The sequence below is a fragment of the Paraburkholderia sp. A1RI-2L genome (assembly GCF_048957375.1).
In the GTDB taxonomy this organism is placed as follows: Bacteria; Pseudomonadota; Gammaproteobacteria; order Burkholderiales; family Burkholderiaceae; genus Paraburkholderia.
On sequence record NZ_JARBTA010000001.1, the window covers coordinates 159,544 to 174,675 of the forward strand.

The 15,132-nt window shown below is 61.2% G+C and carries 15 protein-coding genes, 1 tRNA gene and 1 pseudogene; 7 read left to right on the forward strand and 10 right to left on the reverse strand.

Annotated features, from left to right (window positions below; all coding sequences use genetic code 11):
- Window positions 1-5: 5 nt before the first annotated feature.
- Both PWP93_RS00700 and dgoD read right to left on the reverse strand, forming a co-directional pair.
- On the reverse strand, window positions 6-305 hold the full coding sequence (locus PWP93_RS00700) for a hypothetical protein (protein WP_421024704.1): 300 nt from the start codon (window positions 303-305) through the stop codon (window positions 6-8).
- A 289-nt stretch (window positions 306-594) separates the two neighbouring features.
- Window positions 595-1,743: a galactonate dehydratase gene (gene dgoD, locus PWP93_RS00705; RefSeq protein WP_421043111.1), complete on the reverse strand. Its 1,149-nt coding sequence runs from the start codon at window positions 1,741-1,743 to the stop codon at window positions 595-597.
- A 137-nt stretch (window positions 1,744-1,880) separates the two neighbouring features.
- Between dgoD and PWP93_RS00710 the strand changes: the two genes are divergently transcribed.
- Both PWP93_RS00710 and PWP93_RS00715 read left to right on the forward strand, forming a co-directional pair.
- Complete coding sequence (locus tag PWP93_RS00710; protein ID WP_421044968.1) at window positions 1,881-2,597, forward strand: FadR/GntR family transcriptional regulator; 717 nt, start codon at window positions 1,881-1,883, stop codon at window positions 2,595-2,597.
- Between the two features lie 113 nt (window positions 2,598-2,710).
- A complete protein-coding gene (locus tag PWP93_RS00715) occupies window positions 2,711-3,724 on the forward strand; it encodes a diguanylate cyclase domain-containing protein (protein WP_421043112.1) in 1,014 nt (337 codons plus the stop codon).
- 79 nt (window positions 3,725-3,803) lie between these two features.
- Here PWP93_RS00715 and PWP93_RS00720 read toward each other — a convergent pair whose 3' ends face one another.
- Together PWP93_RS00720 and PWP93_RS00725 are read right to left on the reverse strand one after the other, a co-directional pair.
- Window positions 3,804-5,072, reverse strand: a complete 1,269-nt coding sequence (locus PWP93_RS00720) for an ABC transporter substrate-binding protein (RefSeq protein ID WP_421044969.1) — start codon at window positions 5,070-5,072, stop codon at window positions 3,804-3,806.
- 192 nt (window positions 5,073-5,264) lie between these two features.
- Window positions 5,265-5,450 (reverse strand): annotated as a pseudogene (locus PWP93_RS00725) (hypothetical protein); the annotation flags it as partial.
- A 158-nt stretch (window positions 5,451-5,608) separates the two neighbouring features.
- On the opposite strand from PWP93_RS00725, the gene PWP93_RS00730 reads away from it, so the two are divergent.
- The 3 genes from PWP93_RS00730 (at window position 5,609) to iolG (ending at window position 8,575) form a co-directional block, all read left to right on the forward strand.
- Entirely contained in the window at window positions 5,609-6,628 is a 1,020-nt protein-coding gene (locus PWP93_RS00730) for a sugar ABC transporter substrate-binding protein (protein ID WP_421043113.1), read from the forward strand.
- A 62-nt stretch (window positions 6,629-6,690) separates the two neighbouring features.
- Complete coding sequence (locus PWP93_RS00735) at window positions 6,691-7,464, forward strand: TIM barrel protein (RefSeq protein ID WP_421043114.1); 774 nt, start codon at window positions 6,691-6,693, stop codon at window positions 7,462-7,464.
- Window positions 7,465-7,564: 100 nt separating this feature from the next.
- Window positions 7,565-8,575, forward strand: a complete 1,011-nt coding sequence (iolG, locus tag PWP93_RS00740; RefSeq protein WP_421043115.1) for an inositol 2-dehydrogenase — start codon at window positions 7,565-7,567, stop codon at window positions 8,573-8,575.
- 77 nt (window positions 8,576-8,652) lie between these two features.
- Here iolG and PWP93_RS00745 read toward each other — a convergent pair.
- Window positions 8,653-8,742 (reverse strand) — tRNA-Met (locus PWP93_RS00745).
- A 150-nt stretch (window positions 8,743-8,892) separates the two neighbouring features.
- On the opposite strand from PWP93_RS00745, the gene PWP93_RS00750 reads away from it, so the two are divergent.
- Window positions 8,893-10,041 carry an ImmA/IrrE family metallo-endopeptidase gene (locus PWP93_RS00750; protein WP_421043116.1) on the forward strand — a complete coding sequence of 383 codons (1,149 nt, stop codon included), beginning with the start codon at window positions 8,893-8,895 and terminating at the stop codon, window positions 10,039-10,041.
- On the forward strand, window positions 10,028-10,510 hold the full coding sequence (locus PWP93_RS00755) for a DUF4411 family protein (protein ID WP_027807633.1): 483 nt from the start codon (window positions 10,028-10,030) through the stop codon (window positions 10,508-10,510). The genes PWP93_RS00750 and PWP93_RS00755 overlap by 14 nt, the downstream gene beginning before the upstream one ends.
- 174 nt (window positions 10,511-10,684) lie before the next feature.
- On the opposite strand, the gene PWP93_RS00760 is transcribed toward PWP93_RS00755, so the two are convergent.
- From PWP93_RS00760 to PWP93_RS00780, 5 genes are all read right to left on the reverse strand, one after another.
- Window positions 10,685-11,386 carry a competence protein CoiA family protein gene (locus PWP93_RS00760; RefSeq protein ID WP_421043117.1) on the reverse strand — a complete coding sequence of 234 codons (702 nt, stop codon included), beginning with the start codon at window positions 11,384-11,386 and terminating at the stop codon, window positions 10,685-10,687.
- Window positions 11,387-11,427: 41 nt separating this feature from the next.
- The gene (locus PWP93_RS00765; protein ID WP_421043118.1) at window positions 11,428-13,590 is read right to left on the reverse strand and encodes a KAP family P-loop NTPase fold protein; all 2,163 of its coding nucleotides are present in this window, start codon (window positions 13,588-13,590) and stop codon (window positions 11,428-11,430) included.
- Window positions 13,591-13,666: 76 nt separating this feature from the next.
- On the reverse strand, window positions 13,667-13,966 hold the full coding sequence (locus PWP93_RS00770) for a hypothetical protein (protein ID WP_421043119.1): 300 nt from the start codon (window positions 13,964-13,966) through the stop codon (window positions 13,667-13,669).
- Between the two features lie 353 nt (window positions 13,967-14,319).
- Window positions 14,320-14,832 (reverse strand): hypothetical protein, encoded by a 513-nt coding sequence (locus PWP93_RS00775; RefSeq protein ID WP_421043120.1) that lies wholly within the window; start codon window positions 14,830-14,832, stop codon window positions 14,320-14,322.
- Window positions 14,833-14,871: 39 nt separating this feature from the next.
- The gene (locus PWP93_RS00780) at window positions 14,872-15,102 is read right to left on the reverse strand and encodes a type I toxin-antitoxin system ptaRNA1 family toxin (RefSeq protein WP_421043121.1); all 231 of its coding nucleotides are present in this window, start codon (window positions 15,100-15,102) and stop codon (window positions 14,872-14,874) included.
- Window positions 15,103-15,132: the final 30 nt, after the last annotated feature.

Consider the following 15,132-nt stretch of genomic DNA (forward strand, 5'->3'; position numbering starts at 1 on the left):
CAGCCTCATTCGTAGCCGAGCCGGTGACTGAGGATCGGCGAGAAGAAGAGGGCGATGGCGCAGCCGATGGCCTTGCCTTCGAGTTCGGCGAGCGCGAGCACCGAAGACGGATGAGCGATCAGCTCGACGAGCTGCGGCGCGCACCACAGCATCGCGACGCCGATCAGGCTCTGCTCGACAACGAGGATGCGCCAGCCGCGCGTACACGCGACGGCGGCAGCGATCACGCGCATCAGGCCAAAAACGAACAAAGCGCCAACAGCGGCCTGCTCGCGGATCAGATAGTCGGGGAGCATTGCTTCCATGTGAATCCCTGCGGCTGGTGTAGGGCGGGTATGAGTGCCGCAGGGAATTCAGCAAGGAGCAGGCCAGCGAGGGCCAGATGGCGCCGTAGATGGCGCGCGGGCAAAGTGCGAAGTGCGCAAAGCCTTGCGTGACGGGCATCTGCAGGTGCCCACGCCATGTGCGAAAGCGCCATTCGCAGAACCCGCCCGAAGGCATGTTGCAGCGTTTGGGCCGCAAAACGGCCTCGAACGTTACGGCGCTGAAACGCGCCGTAACGTGCGCGTCACGTAACGCGCGTTTGCATCGAAATCACCATTCGGCGACGCTGCCGTCCTCGTGACGCCACACCGGGTTGCGCCAGCGATGTCCCGTCTTCGCCATCTCGCGCACCTTCTCCTCGTTGACTTCGATGCCGAGACCCGGGCCTTGCGGAATCGACACGAAGCCGTCTTCGTACTTGAAGACTTCGGGATTCCCGATGTAGTCGAGCAGATCGTTGCCCTTGTTGTAGTGGATGCCGAGGCTCTGCTCCTGGATGAACGCGTTGTAGCTCACCGCATCGATCTGCAAGCATGTCGCGAGCGCAATGGGCCCGAGGGGGCAATGCAGCGCGAGCGCGACGTCGTAGGCCTCGGCCATCGCGGCGATCTTGCGGCACTCGGTGATGCCGCCCGCGTGCGAAGCATCGGGCTGGATGATGTCCACATAGCCGCCCGCGAGGATGTGCTTGAAATCCCAGCGCGAGTACAAACGCTCGCCCAGCGCGATCGGCGTGCTCGTCTGATTGACGATGTCGCGCAGCGCCTCGACATTCTCCGAAAGCACCGGCTCCTCGATGAACATCAGCTTGAACGGGTCGAGCTCCTTCGCGAGCACCTTGGCCATCGGCTTGTGCACGCGGCCATGAAAGTCCACGCCGATGCCGACGTTCGGTCCCACGGCCTCGCGCACCGCCGCGACGTTGTTGATCACGCCTTGCACCTTGTCAAAGGTGTCGATGATCTGCAGTTCTTCCGAGCCGTTCATCTTGACGGCCTTGAAGCCGCGCTCGACCACGGCGCGCGCGTTGTTCGCGACGTCGCTCGGACGGTCGCCGCCGATCCACGAGTAGACCTTGATCTTGTCGCGCACCTGGCCGCCGAGCAGCGCGTGCACGGGCACGCCATGATGCTTGCCCAGGATGTCCCAGAGCGCCTGATCCACGCCCGCGATCGCACTCATCGAGATGGGACCGCCGCGGTAAAAGCCCGCGCGATACATCACCTGCCAGTGATCTTCGATGAGCCGTGGATCCTTGCCGATCAAGTAATCGGCGAGTTCGTCGACCGCCGCCGCGACGGTGTGCGCGCGGCCTTCGACAACGGGCTCGCCCCAACCGACGATGCCCTCGTCCGTTTCGATCTTGAGAAAGCACCAGCGGGGCGGCACGACGAAGGTTTCGAGCTTGGTGATTTTCATGCGGGGTCTCCCATCCCATCAAAGCTAATCATTGCGCGGCCACATCGTCACTTGTCGCCGCGTCGAGGAGCCCATGCTACTGCAAAAATCGCCTTTAAGTGCTATTAATAGTATTATTTCGCGTGAGCTCCCAGTATCTGGGCTTTTGCAGTGGATTTAACCTAGGGAGAACGGCAATTCAGCGCGATCTGCATGGAACGGTGGCGTTCGAACTTGGCAGCGCGATCCTGCGCGGCGACTACGCGCCCGCCGAGATACTGCCCCGCGAAGCCGACCTCATGGCGGCCTTCGACGTAAGCCGCACGGTGCTGCGCGAGGCCTTGCGCACACTGACCTCGAAGGGGCTCGTGGAGTCGCGTCCGAAGGTGGGCACGCGGGTGCGCGAGCGCACAGCGTGGAATCTGCTCGATGCCGACTTGCTCGACTGGTACGCGCGCGTCGCGCCGCCGCTTGCATTCGCGCTCAAGCTCCAGGAGATGCGCGAGATGATCGAGCCGTTCGCGGCGGGCCTGGCCGCGAGCGCCCACGATGCCCCCGCGCTCGAGCGGCTCGCAAACGCCCACACCGCAATGGCCGAAGCGCGCAACGTCGACGAATGGGTGCGCGCCGACTTGCGCTTTCACCTCGCGGTGCTGGCGGCGTGCCGCAATGAACTGCTGGTGCCGCTCGGCACGCTGATCGAGCGCACGCTCGAAGGCCAGTTGCGCGTCAACGCAAAACGCGCGGACGTGTTCAACGCCGCGCTGCCCGACCACACGACGGTGTTCGAGGCGATAGGCCGGCGCGATGCGCAGGCGGCGAGCGCCGCGATGGCCTCGCTGTTGCGCGTGACGCGCGAGCGCATCGAAGGCTGAGCGGCATGACAGCGAGGGTTTGCTATCCTGTTATAGATCAGACCTTTGCCTTTCAGTGCTGTCAGGCACGCTCACGCAACGCCATCCGGCTCATTTCGCAACCGTTCGTCGCAATGAAAATCTCAACCGGCTTCTCGACCCTGGACAACGCAACGCTCCTCGAAATCATCCGCGCGCAATCGGATATCGCGAAGCTGGGATTGGATCTCGGCGGCGTGATGGCCTTCGTCGCACAGCGCGCCGAAGAGCTGACCGGCGCACAAGGCGCCGTGGTCGAGCTCGCTGAAGGCCACGAGATGGTGTATCGCGCGGCCTCGGGCAGCGTCGGGAACATGCTGGGCTTGCGGCTCGCGCGCGAAACGAGCCTCTCCGGACTGTGTGTGAGCAGCGGCGAAATCCTGCGCTGCGACGACTCGGAAAGCGATCCGCGCGTGGATCGCGAAGCGTGCCGGCGCGCGGGACTGCGCTCGATGGTCGTCACGCCACTCAAGCACCTGGAAACCACCGTGGGCGTGCTGAAAGTGGTGGCGCCCGAAGTGGCTGCGTTCGACGAAGCCGATATCGAAGCGCTCTCGCTGATATCCGGCCTGATCGCGGCCGCGATGTTCCATGCCGCGCGCCAGGAGACTAGCGAGCTGTACCTGCAAGCGACCCACGACGCGCTCACGGGCTTGCCGAACCGCGCGCTGTTCTACGACCGCTTGCGCCAGTCGGTCGATCTGGCGACGCGCTCGGAGGGCCGGCTGGGCGTGCTCAATCTCGACATGGACGGCCTGAAGCCGATCAACGACCGCTACGGCCACCGGGCCGGCGACGCGGCCATCAAGGAGACGGCGGCGCGCATCGTGAAAAACTGCCGCCGGGTGGATACCGCCGCGCGCGTGGGCGGCGACGAATTCGCGATGATTCTGCCCGGCATCAGCTCGCGCAAGGACGCCGAGTCGCATAGCCGGCGCATCGCGGAGAAAGTGGGCGAGCCGTTCGAGTTCGAAGGGCGGCCGATCGAACTCGGCGTGAGCGTGGGGTTCGCACTGCTGCCCGAGGACGGCGTGGAGATGACCCGCCTGATCGATCACGCCGATCAGGCGATGTATGAGGCGAAGCGGGGAAGGAAGGCGATGGGGTGAATCGGCACATGCCTGTGCATCGTGTCGAAAGCGGCAGTGCCGACGCTGCGCATGGTCTTGCGCTCATGCGCCATCTGCTTCAGCGGCGACAGCGTTGCTGAACCAACGCACGCTGGAGAGCGCGAAGTGTTTTGCGCACATCCCGATCGGGTAAGCGCAGCAAGGGCTCGAGATGACCGCTCAAGATTTGCGTCATGCCCCGGTACCCCCGTAACGGCACCGGAGGAAACGTGCGGATCTGCCTGTCATTCGCGAGCCGGTCGATCACTTCGACAACACGGTTGCGTTGCCGGACATAGCGGTCTTCCGCAACGGAATGACGGGCACTGCCGGCGGCGCCGTGAAGCACAAAATATTTCATCAGTTCGGGAGACGTCAGCGTCTCGATGGTCCGCCACGCCCGTCGCGCCGCGACTTCGGAATTTCTCAGCGGAATGGCGAGCAGTGCGCCGCCAAGGGGTGACAGGGGCGTCATGCCGGGCGTGCAGGTGGGATGCAGTTGCAGTCCGACGCGGCCGCCTTTTTGCAGGAGCGCGTGACTATCGAGCACGCCAAAGCGGTTTGACCAGTGGTAACACATTGCGGCTTTTCCCGAGCCGAATAGCCGGGCGTTCCTCGCCCAATCCACGCTGCTCGAGTGCGCAGGCGAAACGGGAACCAGTGCGCGCAGATACTCGATGACCTGCATGCCTGTTTCGGTATCCACCTGCAGGACCCCATCGTCAAACTCGACGCCGCCCTGGGCGCCGAGAATCTGCAGGAACGTTTCCGCGAGCGGCAGTCCCGAGGCGGAGTTCCAGCTGATGCCGGCACGCCCCAGCCGAGGCCGATGCATGCGCGCCGCGATGCGGAGCACATCGTCGAAGCAACGCGGAGGCTCGAGTCCGTCGGCTTCGAGCAGATCCTGCCGGTACCAGAGAAAGTCGACGGTGGGTTGCAGGGCGATCGCGTAGAGTTCCTCGTCGAACCAGCCTGCCTGCCACACGGCATCGTAGAAGTCGGCTCCGGAAAAGCTGCTTTCCGCTTGCAGTCCCCGCAGCCCGAGCAGGTGACCGTCCTCGCACAGTTCGGCAAGCCACGGAAACGGAATCGCGATGAGCAACGGCGTCGTGCCGCCGGCCGTGGAGGTATCGGTGAGCGACCTGTCGAGCACTGCGCGATATCCGGCTTGAGGGAACGTCTGCATCCGCATGCGCTGTCCAACGAATCGCTCGATGTCGGACCGGTTGCGTTTGAGGATGTCGAATACCGGGTCCTCATAAGCGATCAACGTCACCTCGATCGAATCGTCAAAGCCTTCGGTCGCGGCGTGCGGCCACGCAATACCGGTGTCGCGGTCGAGGTTCATGGCACCGAGACTGTCGAACGATCTGTTGCCGGTTGCACCGACGATCATGCGGACCGTCTGCTCGGTGATCCGATCGAAACGGTCGAGCAGCCAACCGGACGGAACGATCGTCGTTCGGCTGCCGGAACCCGTGATCGCGCGAAACTCAATCCAGCCCTTCGCTTTCAGGCCGAAGATGATGCGGCGCGCGCTCGTGCGCGGCAGGCCGGACAGGTCCGCGAGTGCGGTGATGCTCGTCGGCCGGTCACGCGCATGGTTTTGCAAGAGCGCGGAGACGACCGGCCAGATCGCTTGGGCTTCGTCCCCGAGTTCGGAACGCAGTATCTCGCCCGCGCGGTCCAGTACGGCGATGGCCGCGAGCCGATCATCAGCATGCATGGCACTTCCCGGGACTGAAATTTACCATAACTATATGATAAACAAGAAAATAACCAGAATGGCTATTTTGCCGCGAAGCTCGTGCGGGACGCTCGCCATACGATTCATGTGCAGACCGGAATCCAGCCGGCAACCTGTGCTTCGGAAAGGAGACGAGCATGAAAGGAGCAACGAGGCTGATCGCTGTGTTGGCCACCATGGCGTTTAGCGTGAGCGCGGCGGCAGCGGGTGTGCGGTTCGTCGTCGTGTCCCATGCACCCGATGCCGACCCGTTCTGGAACGTGGTCAAAAACGGCATTGCCGATGCGCAAAAAGACTTCGGCGTGACGGTGGACTATCGCAATCCGCCGAATGGCGATCTCGCCGACATGGTTCATCTGCTTGACCAGGCGAGCGCCCGCAACTACGACGGCGTCGCAACGACCATCGCCGACTTCGACGTCGTGCGCGGCCCCGTGAATAAAATCGTGGGGAAAGGCATCCCTGTCATCACTTTCAATTCCGGAACCGCGCAGCAGAGCAAGGAATTGGGCGCGCTGCTCCACGTGGGGCAGCCCGAATATCTCGCAGGGAAGGAGGCCGGAGCGCGCGCCAAGGCTGCCGGCGTTAAAAGCTTTCTGTGCATCAACAACAACGCGACTAATCCCGAATCCTTCGAGCGTTGCCGAGGCTTCGCGGACGCGATCGGCGCCGATTTCAAGAAGTCGACGCTCGATACCGGCAACGATCCTACCGAGGTCGAAAACAAGGTGTTCGCGGCGTTGCATAAGCAACCCGGCACGCAGGCGGTCCTGGCTCTGGGCCCAACGTCGGCCGTACCCGGGATGCGTGCCATCCGCAAGCTGAGGCTGGCGGGCAAGATCTGGTTCGCCACGTTCGATATCACCCCGGAAATCAGTAAAGATATCGAAGTAGGCGTCGTGGCTTTCGCGATCGACCAGCAGCCCTATTTGCAGGGCTATATCCCGGTTGCGCTGCTCGCGCTCATGAAGCAGGACGGTACACGAGACACCCGCAAGGCCATCGCTGCACTGCAGGCCAATCCGAAGTTTCAGCAACGTGTCCGGACCTACGGACTCACTCCGCGTTTCGCAGCGGATGGTGTCGACACCGGGCCCGGATTTGTAACGCGTGAGAACGTCGGTCTCGTCGGGAAATACGCCGGGCAATACCGCTGAACCCGTCACGGCCGCACGGCCCTGCAGGCCGCTTGCGCATCACGAATTTCTGGAGGATTCCTATGTTTAAACTGGCCGTGTGCGCGGAAATGATTTTCCGCAGTCTTTCATTTGTCGAGCGCGTTCGCAGGATCGCCGAACTCGGATTCCAGGTGGAGATCTGGGATTGGACGAAGCACGACCTGACGGAGTTGCAGCAGACCGGTGCGACGTTTTCTTCGATGACGGGATACATCGAAGGCGATCTGATTACGGAGAGCGGCGCGCAAACCCTGCTGAAAACGGCGGCGCATTCGATCGATGCCGCGAGGCGGTTGCGTTGCCCCCGCCTGAATCTGCACGGCACGGGTCTGGATGGCCATGGCATGCCCGTGAAACTGATGCCCGCCGTGACTGGACCGATGTGGCTTGCGGCATTGCATACGCTGACCCGAGTGGCGCGACTCGGCCAGACCGCGGAGGTCGTCTTCTGCCTCGAAAACCTCAACACGACGGTGGATCATCCGGGGGTGCCGTTTGCCCGCGCCGCGGATACCATGGCGCTCGTGAAGGCAGTCGACAGCCCGAATCTGCGCCTGAACCTCGACTTGTATCACGCACAGATCGGCGAGGGGAATTTGATCGAACTGGTTCGAGACGCGCTTCCGTTCATTGGCGAAATCCAGGTTGCCGATGTTCCGGGGCGTTGCGAACCCGGCACGGGTGAGATCAACTATCCCGCGATCGCCCGCGCGCTGGCGCAGGCGGGCTTCCGGGGCACGGTCGCCATGGAGGCGTGGGCAAGCGGCGACGACGAACTCGCGCTGCGGCGTTTCCGGAACGCTTTTTCCGTCTGATGCCGCAGGGCCTTCAATCCAGCCTGGAAATGCTGTTGAAACCAGCCAGTGCTGATCGAATGATCGATCATTCCGTCAAACATCAATGGAGCGATTCAACATGTTGAACGTTGCCCTCGTGGGTGCCGGCCGTATCGGGCAGGTGCACGCCAGATCAATCCAGTCGCACCCGGACTGCACGCTCGCCGCAGTGTGCGACGTCGGCGTGGAGGCTGCGCAAAAGCTCGCCGGCCAATATGGTGCGAAGGCTCGACGGGTCGACGATATCCTCGCCGATCCGGCGATCGACGCCGTGCTCATCGCTTCCTCGACCGATACCCATTCCGGGTTCATCGAGCGCGCGACGGCGGCCGGCAAGGCCGTCCTCTGTGAGAAACCGGTGGACCTCGCACTCGCACGCGCACTGCAATGCGAGGTCAAGGTGGCGAGGACCGGCAGGCCCGTGATGATCGGATTCAATCGCCGCTTCGATCCGAATTTCGCGGCGCTCAAGAAGGCGTTCGACGCTGGCGATATCGGCAAGGCCGAGTTGCTGTCCATCACCTCATTCGACCCGGCGCCGCCGCCCGTTTCATATATCGGAACCTCCGGCGGCCTGTTTCGCGACATGATGATCCATGACTTCGACGTCGCCTGCTGGATCTTGGGCCGCGCGCCTTCGAGCATCACGGCGACCGGCGCCTCACTCGTCGATCCGGAGATCGGCGCCGCCGGCGATTTCGACACGGCAGCGGTCACGCTGGCGTGGCCCGACGGGCGTCTCGCCGTCATCAAGAACTCCCGCCGTGCGGGGTATGGCTACGACCAACGCATCGAACTGCTGGGTTCACAAGGCCTCTTGTCGGCGAAGAACGTCCTTGAGAATACGGTCGAGAAGATCACGCCCGAAGGCTCGCTATCTGCGAAACCGGTCTACTTCTTTCTCGAGCGCTATATGCGCGCTTACGAAGCGGAATGGTCTGCTTTTGTCCATGCTGTCGAGAATGAGGCTCCCATGCCCGTGACGCTGCGCGACGGCATTATGGCGCTTGCGTGCGCCGAGGCCGCTGCGCGCTCGGCGAACACCGGCAAGACCGTGGCAATCACGCCGGACATGCTCTCGGCACTGTGAAAAAGTGCCAACCTGGGCGAATGGGCCGCCGAAAGCAGAAAAGCCGCTGTCCCTTTCGGAACAGCGGCTTTCGCATTTGGTGGCGAATCAGGGATTCGAACCCCGGACCTGCGGATTATGATTCGGCGTGTGACGCGGTAAGTTACTGAAAACTATGAGAATTCGACCGTAAACGACCGAAATCAAAAGTTGTTTGGCATCAATAGTTTACCGTAATTTGGGCGGGGTTAGAGAAGTTGAGCTATGCACCGCCCGTGCACTTCTGAGCGGCGGCGGAGGCACAGCAAGCCGGCACCCCGCCGGTATAATGAACTGCTATGGAGCGCATACAGTCGATCAACCCCGAGCGGATAGCTTGGTGCTGTGCCGATCACGGCACGACGCCAGGCGAACTCGCGTCCGCTGTCGGCATCTCGCCGACGACGATGGACCGTCTTATGGCGGGGGAGGGAGGCTTGACGTTTCCTCAGCTCAGCAAGGTGGCAAGTTTCTTTGGTCGGGGAGTGCTTTTCTTCCTGGAGCCAGGGCCGGTCGATGAAGCCCAGGTACATACCCCGGCTTTCCGGACCTTGGCGAACCAGAAGCCGGAGTTGACGGCCAGGCTGAAGGTGCTCATAGAGCGGGTCGAGAGACAGCGCGAGATATATCTGAGCCTTCGCGAGGACTTGGACGACGCGGACTTGCCTCGATTCGAGGAGCCGGATCTCCCCCGCGACAATCCGGTGGAGGCAGCGAGGATTGCTCGCCGGTGGCTGGGCCTCGGCGACGACAACACGTTTGACAGTTACCGGTCGGCTGTGGAAGCGCGCGGTGTGTTGGTATTCCGTAGCAATGGGTACAACGGCAAGTGGCAGATTGCCAAAGAGAGCCCAATCCTCGGCTTCAGCATCTACAGCCCTGACTGTCCTGTCATCGTTGTAAAAAAGCAGGCCTATGAACCCCAGCAATCCTTCACGCTCATGCATGAGCTGGGGCACCTACTGCTGCATCGGAGCAGTTCGATCGACGATGAGCATGACATGCAGTCCCACCGAGGTAACGAGCGGGACGCGAACGCTTTTGCCGGTCACTTGCTTGTGCCTGCGGCGTTCTTGGCCAGGGTGGATGATCTGGGCCGCCCGCGACAAGTTGCTGAGTACGACGAGTGGCTCAAGCCACTGCGGCGTCAGTGGGGCGTCAGTACCGAGGTCATATTGCGTCGGTTGCTTGACGCCGGCCGACTGCCGCAGGAGCAATACGCTGCTTATCGACAGTGGCGGGCTGCTCAGCCCTGGCCCGAGCAAGATGGCGGGAGTCGGATGTACCGCCATCGGGAGCCCTCGCATATTTTCGGCGACAGATTCGTGCGTACGGTATTGGATGCACTGAATGGCCGATACATTACGTTGGCAAAGGCGAGTCGGTATCTCGATGGCTTAAAGATCAACGACCTGCATCAATTGGAACGCTTCTATGCAGGTGTTTGACGCCTCTTCGATGATCTATGCCTGGGACAACTATCCCGTAGCTCAATTTCCAGGACTGTGGACCTGGATAGCGGCTGAGATCAATGCGCGGAGGCTCATGATGTCTATCGTGGCCTACGGAGAGGTATGCGCAGGGACACCGGACTGTGGTGATTGGCTCGTGACGGCCGGTCTTGAGCGATTGGAAGTCACCAACGAAATTGTGCAGGATGCCATGCGCATCAAGGCGCTACTTGGAGTGGTGGGCGATAACTACCACCCGAAGGGCGTGGGCGAAAACGACTTGCTCATCATTGCTACAGCTCGGGCCCACGGGAGAGAGCTGATATCGAATGAGGCTCAACAAAACAATCCACCGGACGTGAACTCGAAACGCAAGATACCTTCCGTTTGTTCCATGCGTGAGGTTGCAGTACCTTGCATCGACTTCGTTCAATACATACGTCGATCAGAGGCGGTCTTCCGCTAAATATTTCTGGGGTGGAAAGTGGTCTGTCGCGTCCCATTGCGCCGCCTTCGGGTTGTTGACAGATGAGGGACACCAAGCGCCTGGCGGCTGCCTTCGGCGACTCGTTGATGGGACGGGGACTTGCACCGGCGATACCGCTCAAAGCCCAATCCCCCAAGTGTCAATCAGCTTGCCTCAATCGCCGAGGTTCCATGAGCCGCCTCGGTATTCGTAGGTGCCGTTAAGGATGCCGGCCAGCCACGTCGATACCGTGGCTGTCTTGAGACCGCCGAACAGGACGAGTTGCGAGCCCTCGGTATCGAGCATCGATACCGGTAACTCTGGCAGCATGCCCGTGCCGATTCCGCCCGGCGGGAACTCGTTGCCGAAATCGCGTTTTAGCAGCAGGCGTGACGTCGCCTTCGCCAACGTGCGAAAGTTCTCTTTGCGGACCAGCCAATAACATTCGACGGCCGAAGCGGTGTAGCGTTCCTGGCGGCGAATGAAATCGCGTAAGTGCTGGTATGAGCGTTGCAGCTCAATCACGACGGTACGCCCAGGGACGGAGAAGAAAACGTCGGCCTCCCACTTGTCGCCGCTCGATGATCTTCCAGGCGCTTCTTCGCTGCCCACAATGCCCATGCTATTCAAAGCTGCTAGGACCGCCGCTTTGCCGGCCTTATGCCATTTCGTCTCGGGTGCAGTGGTGCACTCGTCCGACAGATGAGCGAAGAAGGGCAGGCCGTTGATGCTCGTCTTTAGCACCGCTGGGGCCTTGCAGCATGGCATCACGAAGTCGCCTAGCGGCGCGGTCTGCTTCAGTCGATCCCACTCGGCGCTGGCGATTGCGGCTGCGTCCACCGGACGGCCGTCACGTGTCCAGGCTGATTGCGTCATGGCAGTCCTCTTCGAAAAAGTGCAGTGCTGGCGCGGCGCGGTCAGTCGTCTTTGCCTTGCTCAGCGCGCTGCCAAGCATCCAGGAATTCCAAGACCTCTGGATGCTGGCCTGTGCTGGCAACAGCTTCGACTCGGGATCGGAACGCGTCGAGGTCGAGTAATCGGGCCATGCCTTTCCGATTGACTCTTGTCACGCGCTGGGCGACAACGTCGCCCATTCCTCCGAAGCCCATCGATTGGGTCCAGCCGTGTGAGGTGAACGCTTTTGCGAGGTGCCGAACGCCATCATCACTGGCGAAGACTCCAGATGTCCATGCACGAACTGCCGCGCCATCGTCAGTACTTAAGTCTGCCCACCAATGCAAAAGGTACGATAGATCCCGGTGTGCGAGCAGCGTGCCATCCGCTGCCGCCGCTTCGATTCGCGAACGCAGGAGGGCACGGAGATGCTCCGCGTCGGCTTCTGTGGTCAGGCAGTTCTCCGGAGGCTCGCGCTCTTGGCCTTCGCGTGGGTGGTAGTCGGTCCAAGCGGAACGTGTGAAGTCGGCAAGCCACCCAAGGGAAGCCGCGTCGCAGGCGTGCCGGAAGATCGCGGAGCGTTCGTCGAGCGTGTACCGCTCTTTCGTGAGCGCTCGCAGCAGCCAGTGCAGACGCAATTCGTTGCTGTCCATGCTGAACGCTTTCGCGGAATCAGCTTCGACGTTGATCTCGTCGGCGATTGAGAATAGCGCGCTCAGGAGTGCTTCAACCTTGTCGCGATCTACACGTTCGGCGTGCGTTATCAGTTCGCCGAGCCATACCGCAGCCTTGGTCCCGCCCGATCGTCGAGTCACCGTTAAGGCGTGGCGCAACGTGGCCTTCACATATTCCATGTCGTCGGCGCGCGCCACAAACTCATCAAGTTCGGTGCTCGTGAGCACCTCGTCGCCGATCGAGAAGCGGAAGTAGGCATCGAAATGTGCGGGTGAACACACACGGCGTTTCATTGCCCATTGTTTTGCGAAGCCTTCGCCGTAGCCCATATTTGCCCACGCGGACTCCAAGACTGGAAAAAGCCGCATCAGTAGCCGTCGCATCCGGTCCTGATCTGGAGGTGGCGTAGCGCCGAAGAAAAGCTCGTTGAAGTGCTGTGCTGCCGCTCCACGATCACGCCCTTCGCCGCGTCCACTACCGCTCAGTTGCTCTTTGTTTTGGCGAATGGCGCGATATATCGCGGGATGCAAGAGCCGAAGCATTTCTAGTGCGAGGAAATCGGCCCGGTCTACTTCACCGGCTACGGCGGGCCATGACACGCTCAACGAATTGGTGAAGCGTGCGACGTCTCGCGGCGTCCGCATCGCCGGCGAGATCCCTTCGTAGAAGATGTTCATGAAGCGGACCATGTCCGCCTCCGCGGGCGCGCCGCAGATCGACTCGATCAGCGATAGCAAATGTTGCTGAACATCAAGCGCTGCCGGATCGGGTAATTCGAATGCAGCCTGAACGATCTTTTCTAGGTAATGCGGGCCCTCCGAAGGGTAGCGGTCGCTGACGATCCTCTCGGCGAGCGGCCGGTCATAAACCAGCAAGTACATGACGTTCGGCAAACGGCCGACCGACTTGACGAGTCGGAAGATCAGTAAGGCCTCGTCAGGTGAGAGACGATCGATGTCGTCGATGACGATGAGGAAGCGCTTCTTCTGTTCTCGCAATGCCTTCGATAGCTCTGCGTGAAGCGCCTCGACGGTTTCGTCTTCCTCAATCAGGCCTGCGAGCCATTCCATGCCCTTTTCGGCGATACCGCCGGCAATCACTGCACCGGCGGCCTCCGCGATCTTCCCGACAAGCGCGCCGGCCCGGAGCAGGCGTGCCCCGAGCTTTGGCAGCTTCTTCTTCACCTTGTCGCCCAGGCTCGGGCCTAGGCCGGCGTACAACTCTCGGAAAAAGGCGAGCGCAAGGGCATCTTCGCCCCTAAACCACCAGCAGGCAAAGTCGATGACGACAAGCTCGTTAGCCTTGACTGCTTCGGCCAGATGGTGCTTACAAAGATTGACTGCGCTGCTTTTGCCGGAACCCCAGGGACCGTTGAGACCGATCACGGCCCCCTGGGGCGATTGCATCTTACGAATGCTTGCAGCAAGGGCGCGTGCAAAAGGGTCAACGCCGAAGCGATCCTCGCTTGGGCTTTCGATCGGTTGGTCGTTGTAAGACAGGTGCTCGGTCATAGCTCCATCTCAGCGCGCAGGTCGGATAGCCAGCCATCTTAGCAGCGCCTCGGCACCGAGGGAGCGACCGGCCGGCCTAACCTTCCGAGGCCTTGCGTGCTTCAGCTTGTGCCACCGCCTCACCGGGAAGTAGGCCACATAGTTCGCGAGCATTGGTCCTCGTGATGAACAGCGGAACGTCAAGGCTGGGGCCTTCGTCGTCTAAGAAAGTCGGCTCTGGCGCATTAGCCAAGTTGACCAAGACGTTACCCCGTGCGATGGCATCTTGCTCGCTCAAGACATTCTCCTTGAACGCACCGGTCGCGTTCTCCGCCTTGCGGCTTGGTTGGGGGTGGCCATTGAGATTCGATTGTTTTTCGTCGCTGCTCACGGTCATGGGCGTCTTGGCTCAGTTGAAGATTGACGTTCACGGGTGCGTGATACGCAGCCACTGCCCAAGAACGTCCTTCAGGCACCGCTGACAGAGGTCGATACTGACTTGACTGCCATCCCCGAAAACGGACGTGTAACCGCCCGTGAAGGAGAGCGACAATATTTCGTGCCACTCCATATGGGCGGACGTTAGGCGGCGGGTACAGCGATCGCACGTGCAGGAGACGGCTTCGTAGACGGTAATGGGCTGATACTCAAGCATCGGGGCACTCCAGCTCAGTTCAAATGCGATGCACCGTGTTGCGGTAGCCGGTAAGAAGAATAATATTCTTACCGGCGCTATGCGCTACGTGCTGGTCACAAACGGCGTGCCCTGGCTCGAAGGTCATCCGGCATGGCTCTCGGCAGTGATATGAAGTCGAGCTCGGCCATTGTCTCGTAGGTGCCTCGAAACGGTAGGTAGCAATCCACAACCCACGATTCACCTTCTTTGCGCCCAGCATAAGGGTGAAGAACTTCGCCATCCGAACGCTTGCGGTCAAATCGCAGAAGTCCTTGGTGTGGGTACCGGTGCGCGCACCGAGTCGCCATCATCCGTTCGACAACCTCGTGGGGAAAGCCCGGATGCCCGGACGTATCTGCGGCGTGGACCGCTGTACGAACCGATTCCTCGACTGTACGATGACAACGCGCAATGTCGTCTTCGTCAAATACCTCCTCTTTGACGATATAGGGCGGGCCTTCATACCAGCGCGGATCGTCGTGGTCCAACCGGATCGCCAAGATGGTTCGCGCCCCGACATCGGTGCAACGCCACCATCCAGTGCAATCCATGAAGACCCGGCCGATATGAAAGTCGGAGTGGTTCATGGAAACTCCTTGTGTCGATAGATGCCACTCGCCAGCGACTCAATGGTGCTGCAAGGTTTCGCGTACAGCAGCCATTGCCTCACTGAAATCCAGGTGCGTCGCTCGTCCAGTTTCGGCCTGGTAGAAAACGACCATGAACAAGTTCGCAACTGCCTCGGCCATTTTTGATAGCTCCCGAGCGGTGCGCTGGTCCATGAAGTCCAAGTCCGCGAGTTGCGCTGCGGCATGATGGATAACTTGCTGCGCTTCGGTATTATGCGTAGTTGCCATGCTTCACCTCTCCAGCAGGTGTTGATACGT

Bases quoted from the DNA above. Each gene is read 5' to 3' on its own strand.
- PWP93_RS00700 (WP_421024704.1), bottom strand. From the start codon at position 305: ATGGAAGCAATGCTCCCCGACTATCTGATCCGCGAGCAGGCCGCTGTT.
- dgoD (WP_421043111.1), bottom strand. From the start codon at position 1,743: ATGAAAATCACCAAGCTCGAAACCTTCGTCGTGCCGCCCCGCTGGTGC.
- PWP93_RS00715 (WP_421043112.1), top strand. From the start codon at position 2,711: ATGAAAATCTCAACCGGCTTCTCGACCCTGGACAACGCAACGCTCCTC.
- PWP93_RS00720 (WP_421044969.1), bottom strand. From the start codon at position 5,072: ATGAACCTCGACCGCGACACCGGTATTGCGTGGCCGCACGCCGCGACC.
- PWP93_RS00730 (WP_421043113.1), top strand. From the start codon at position 5,609: ATGAAAGGAGCAACGAGGCTGATCGCTGTGTTGGCCACCATGGCGTTT.
- PWP93_RS00735 (WP_421043114.1), top strand. From the start codon at position 6,691: ATGTTTAAACTGGCCGTGTGCGCGGAAATGATTTTCCGCAGTCTTTCA.
- iolG (WP_421043115.1), top strand. From the start codon at position 7,565: ATGTTGAACGTTGCCCTCGTGGGTGCCGGCCGTATCGGGCAGGTGCAC.
- PWP93_RS00750 (WP_421043116.1), top strand. From the start codon at position 8,893: ATGGAGCGCATACAGTCGATCAACCCCGAGCGGATAGCTTGGTGCTGT.
- PWP93_RS00755 (WP_027807633.1), top strand. From the start codon at position 10,028: ATGCAGGTGTTTGACGCCTCTTCGATGATCTATGCCTGGGACAACTAT.
- PWP93_RS00760 (WP_421043117.1), bottom strand. From the start codon at position 11,386: ATGACGCAATCAGCCTGGACACGTGACGGCCGTCCGGTGGACGCAGCC.
- PWP93_RS00765 (WP_421043118.1), bottom strand. From the start codon at position 13,590: ATGACCGAGCACCTGTCTTACAACGACCAACCGATCGAAAGCCCAAGC.
- PWP93_RS00770 (WP_421043119.1), bottom strand. From the start codon at position 13,966: ATGACCGTGAGCAGCGACGAAAAACAATCGAATCTCAATGGCCACCCC.
- PWP93_RS00775 (WP_421043120.1), bottom strand. From the start codon at position 14,832: ATGAACCACTCCGACTTTCATATCGGCCGGGTCTTCATGGATTGCACT.
- PWP93_RS00780 (WP_421043121.1), bottom strand. From the start codon at position 15,102: ATGGCAACTACGCATAATACCGAAGCGCAGCAAGTTATCCATCATGCC.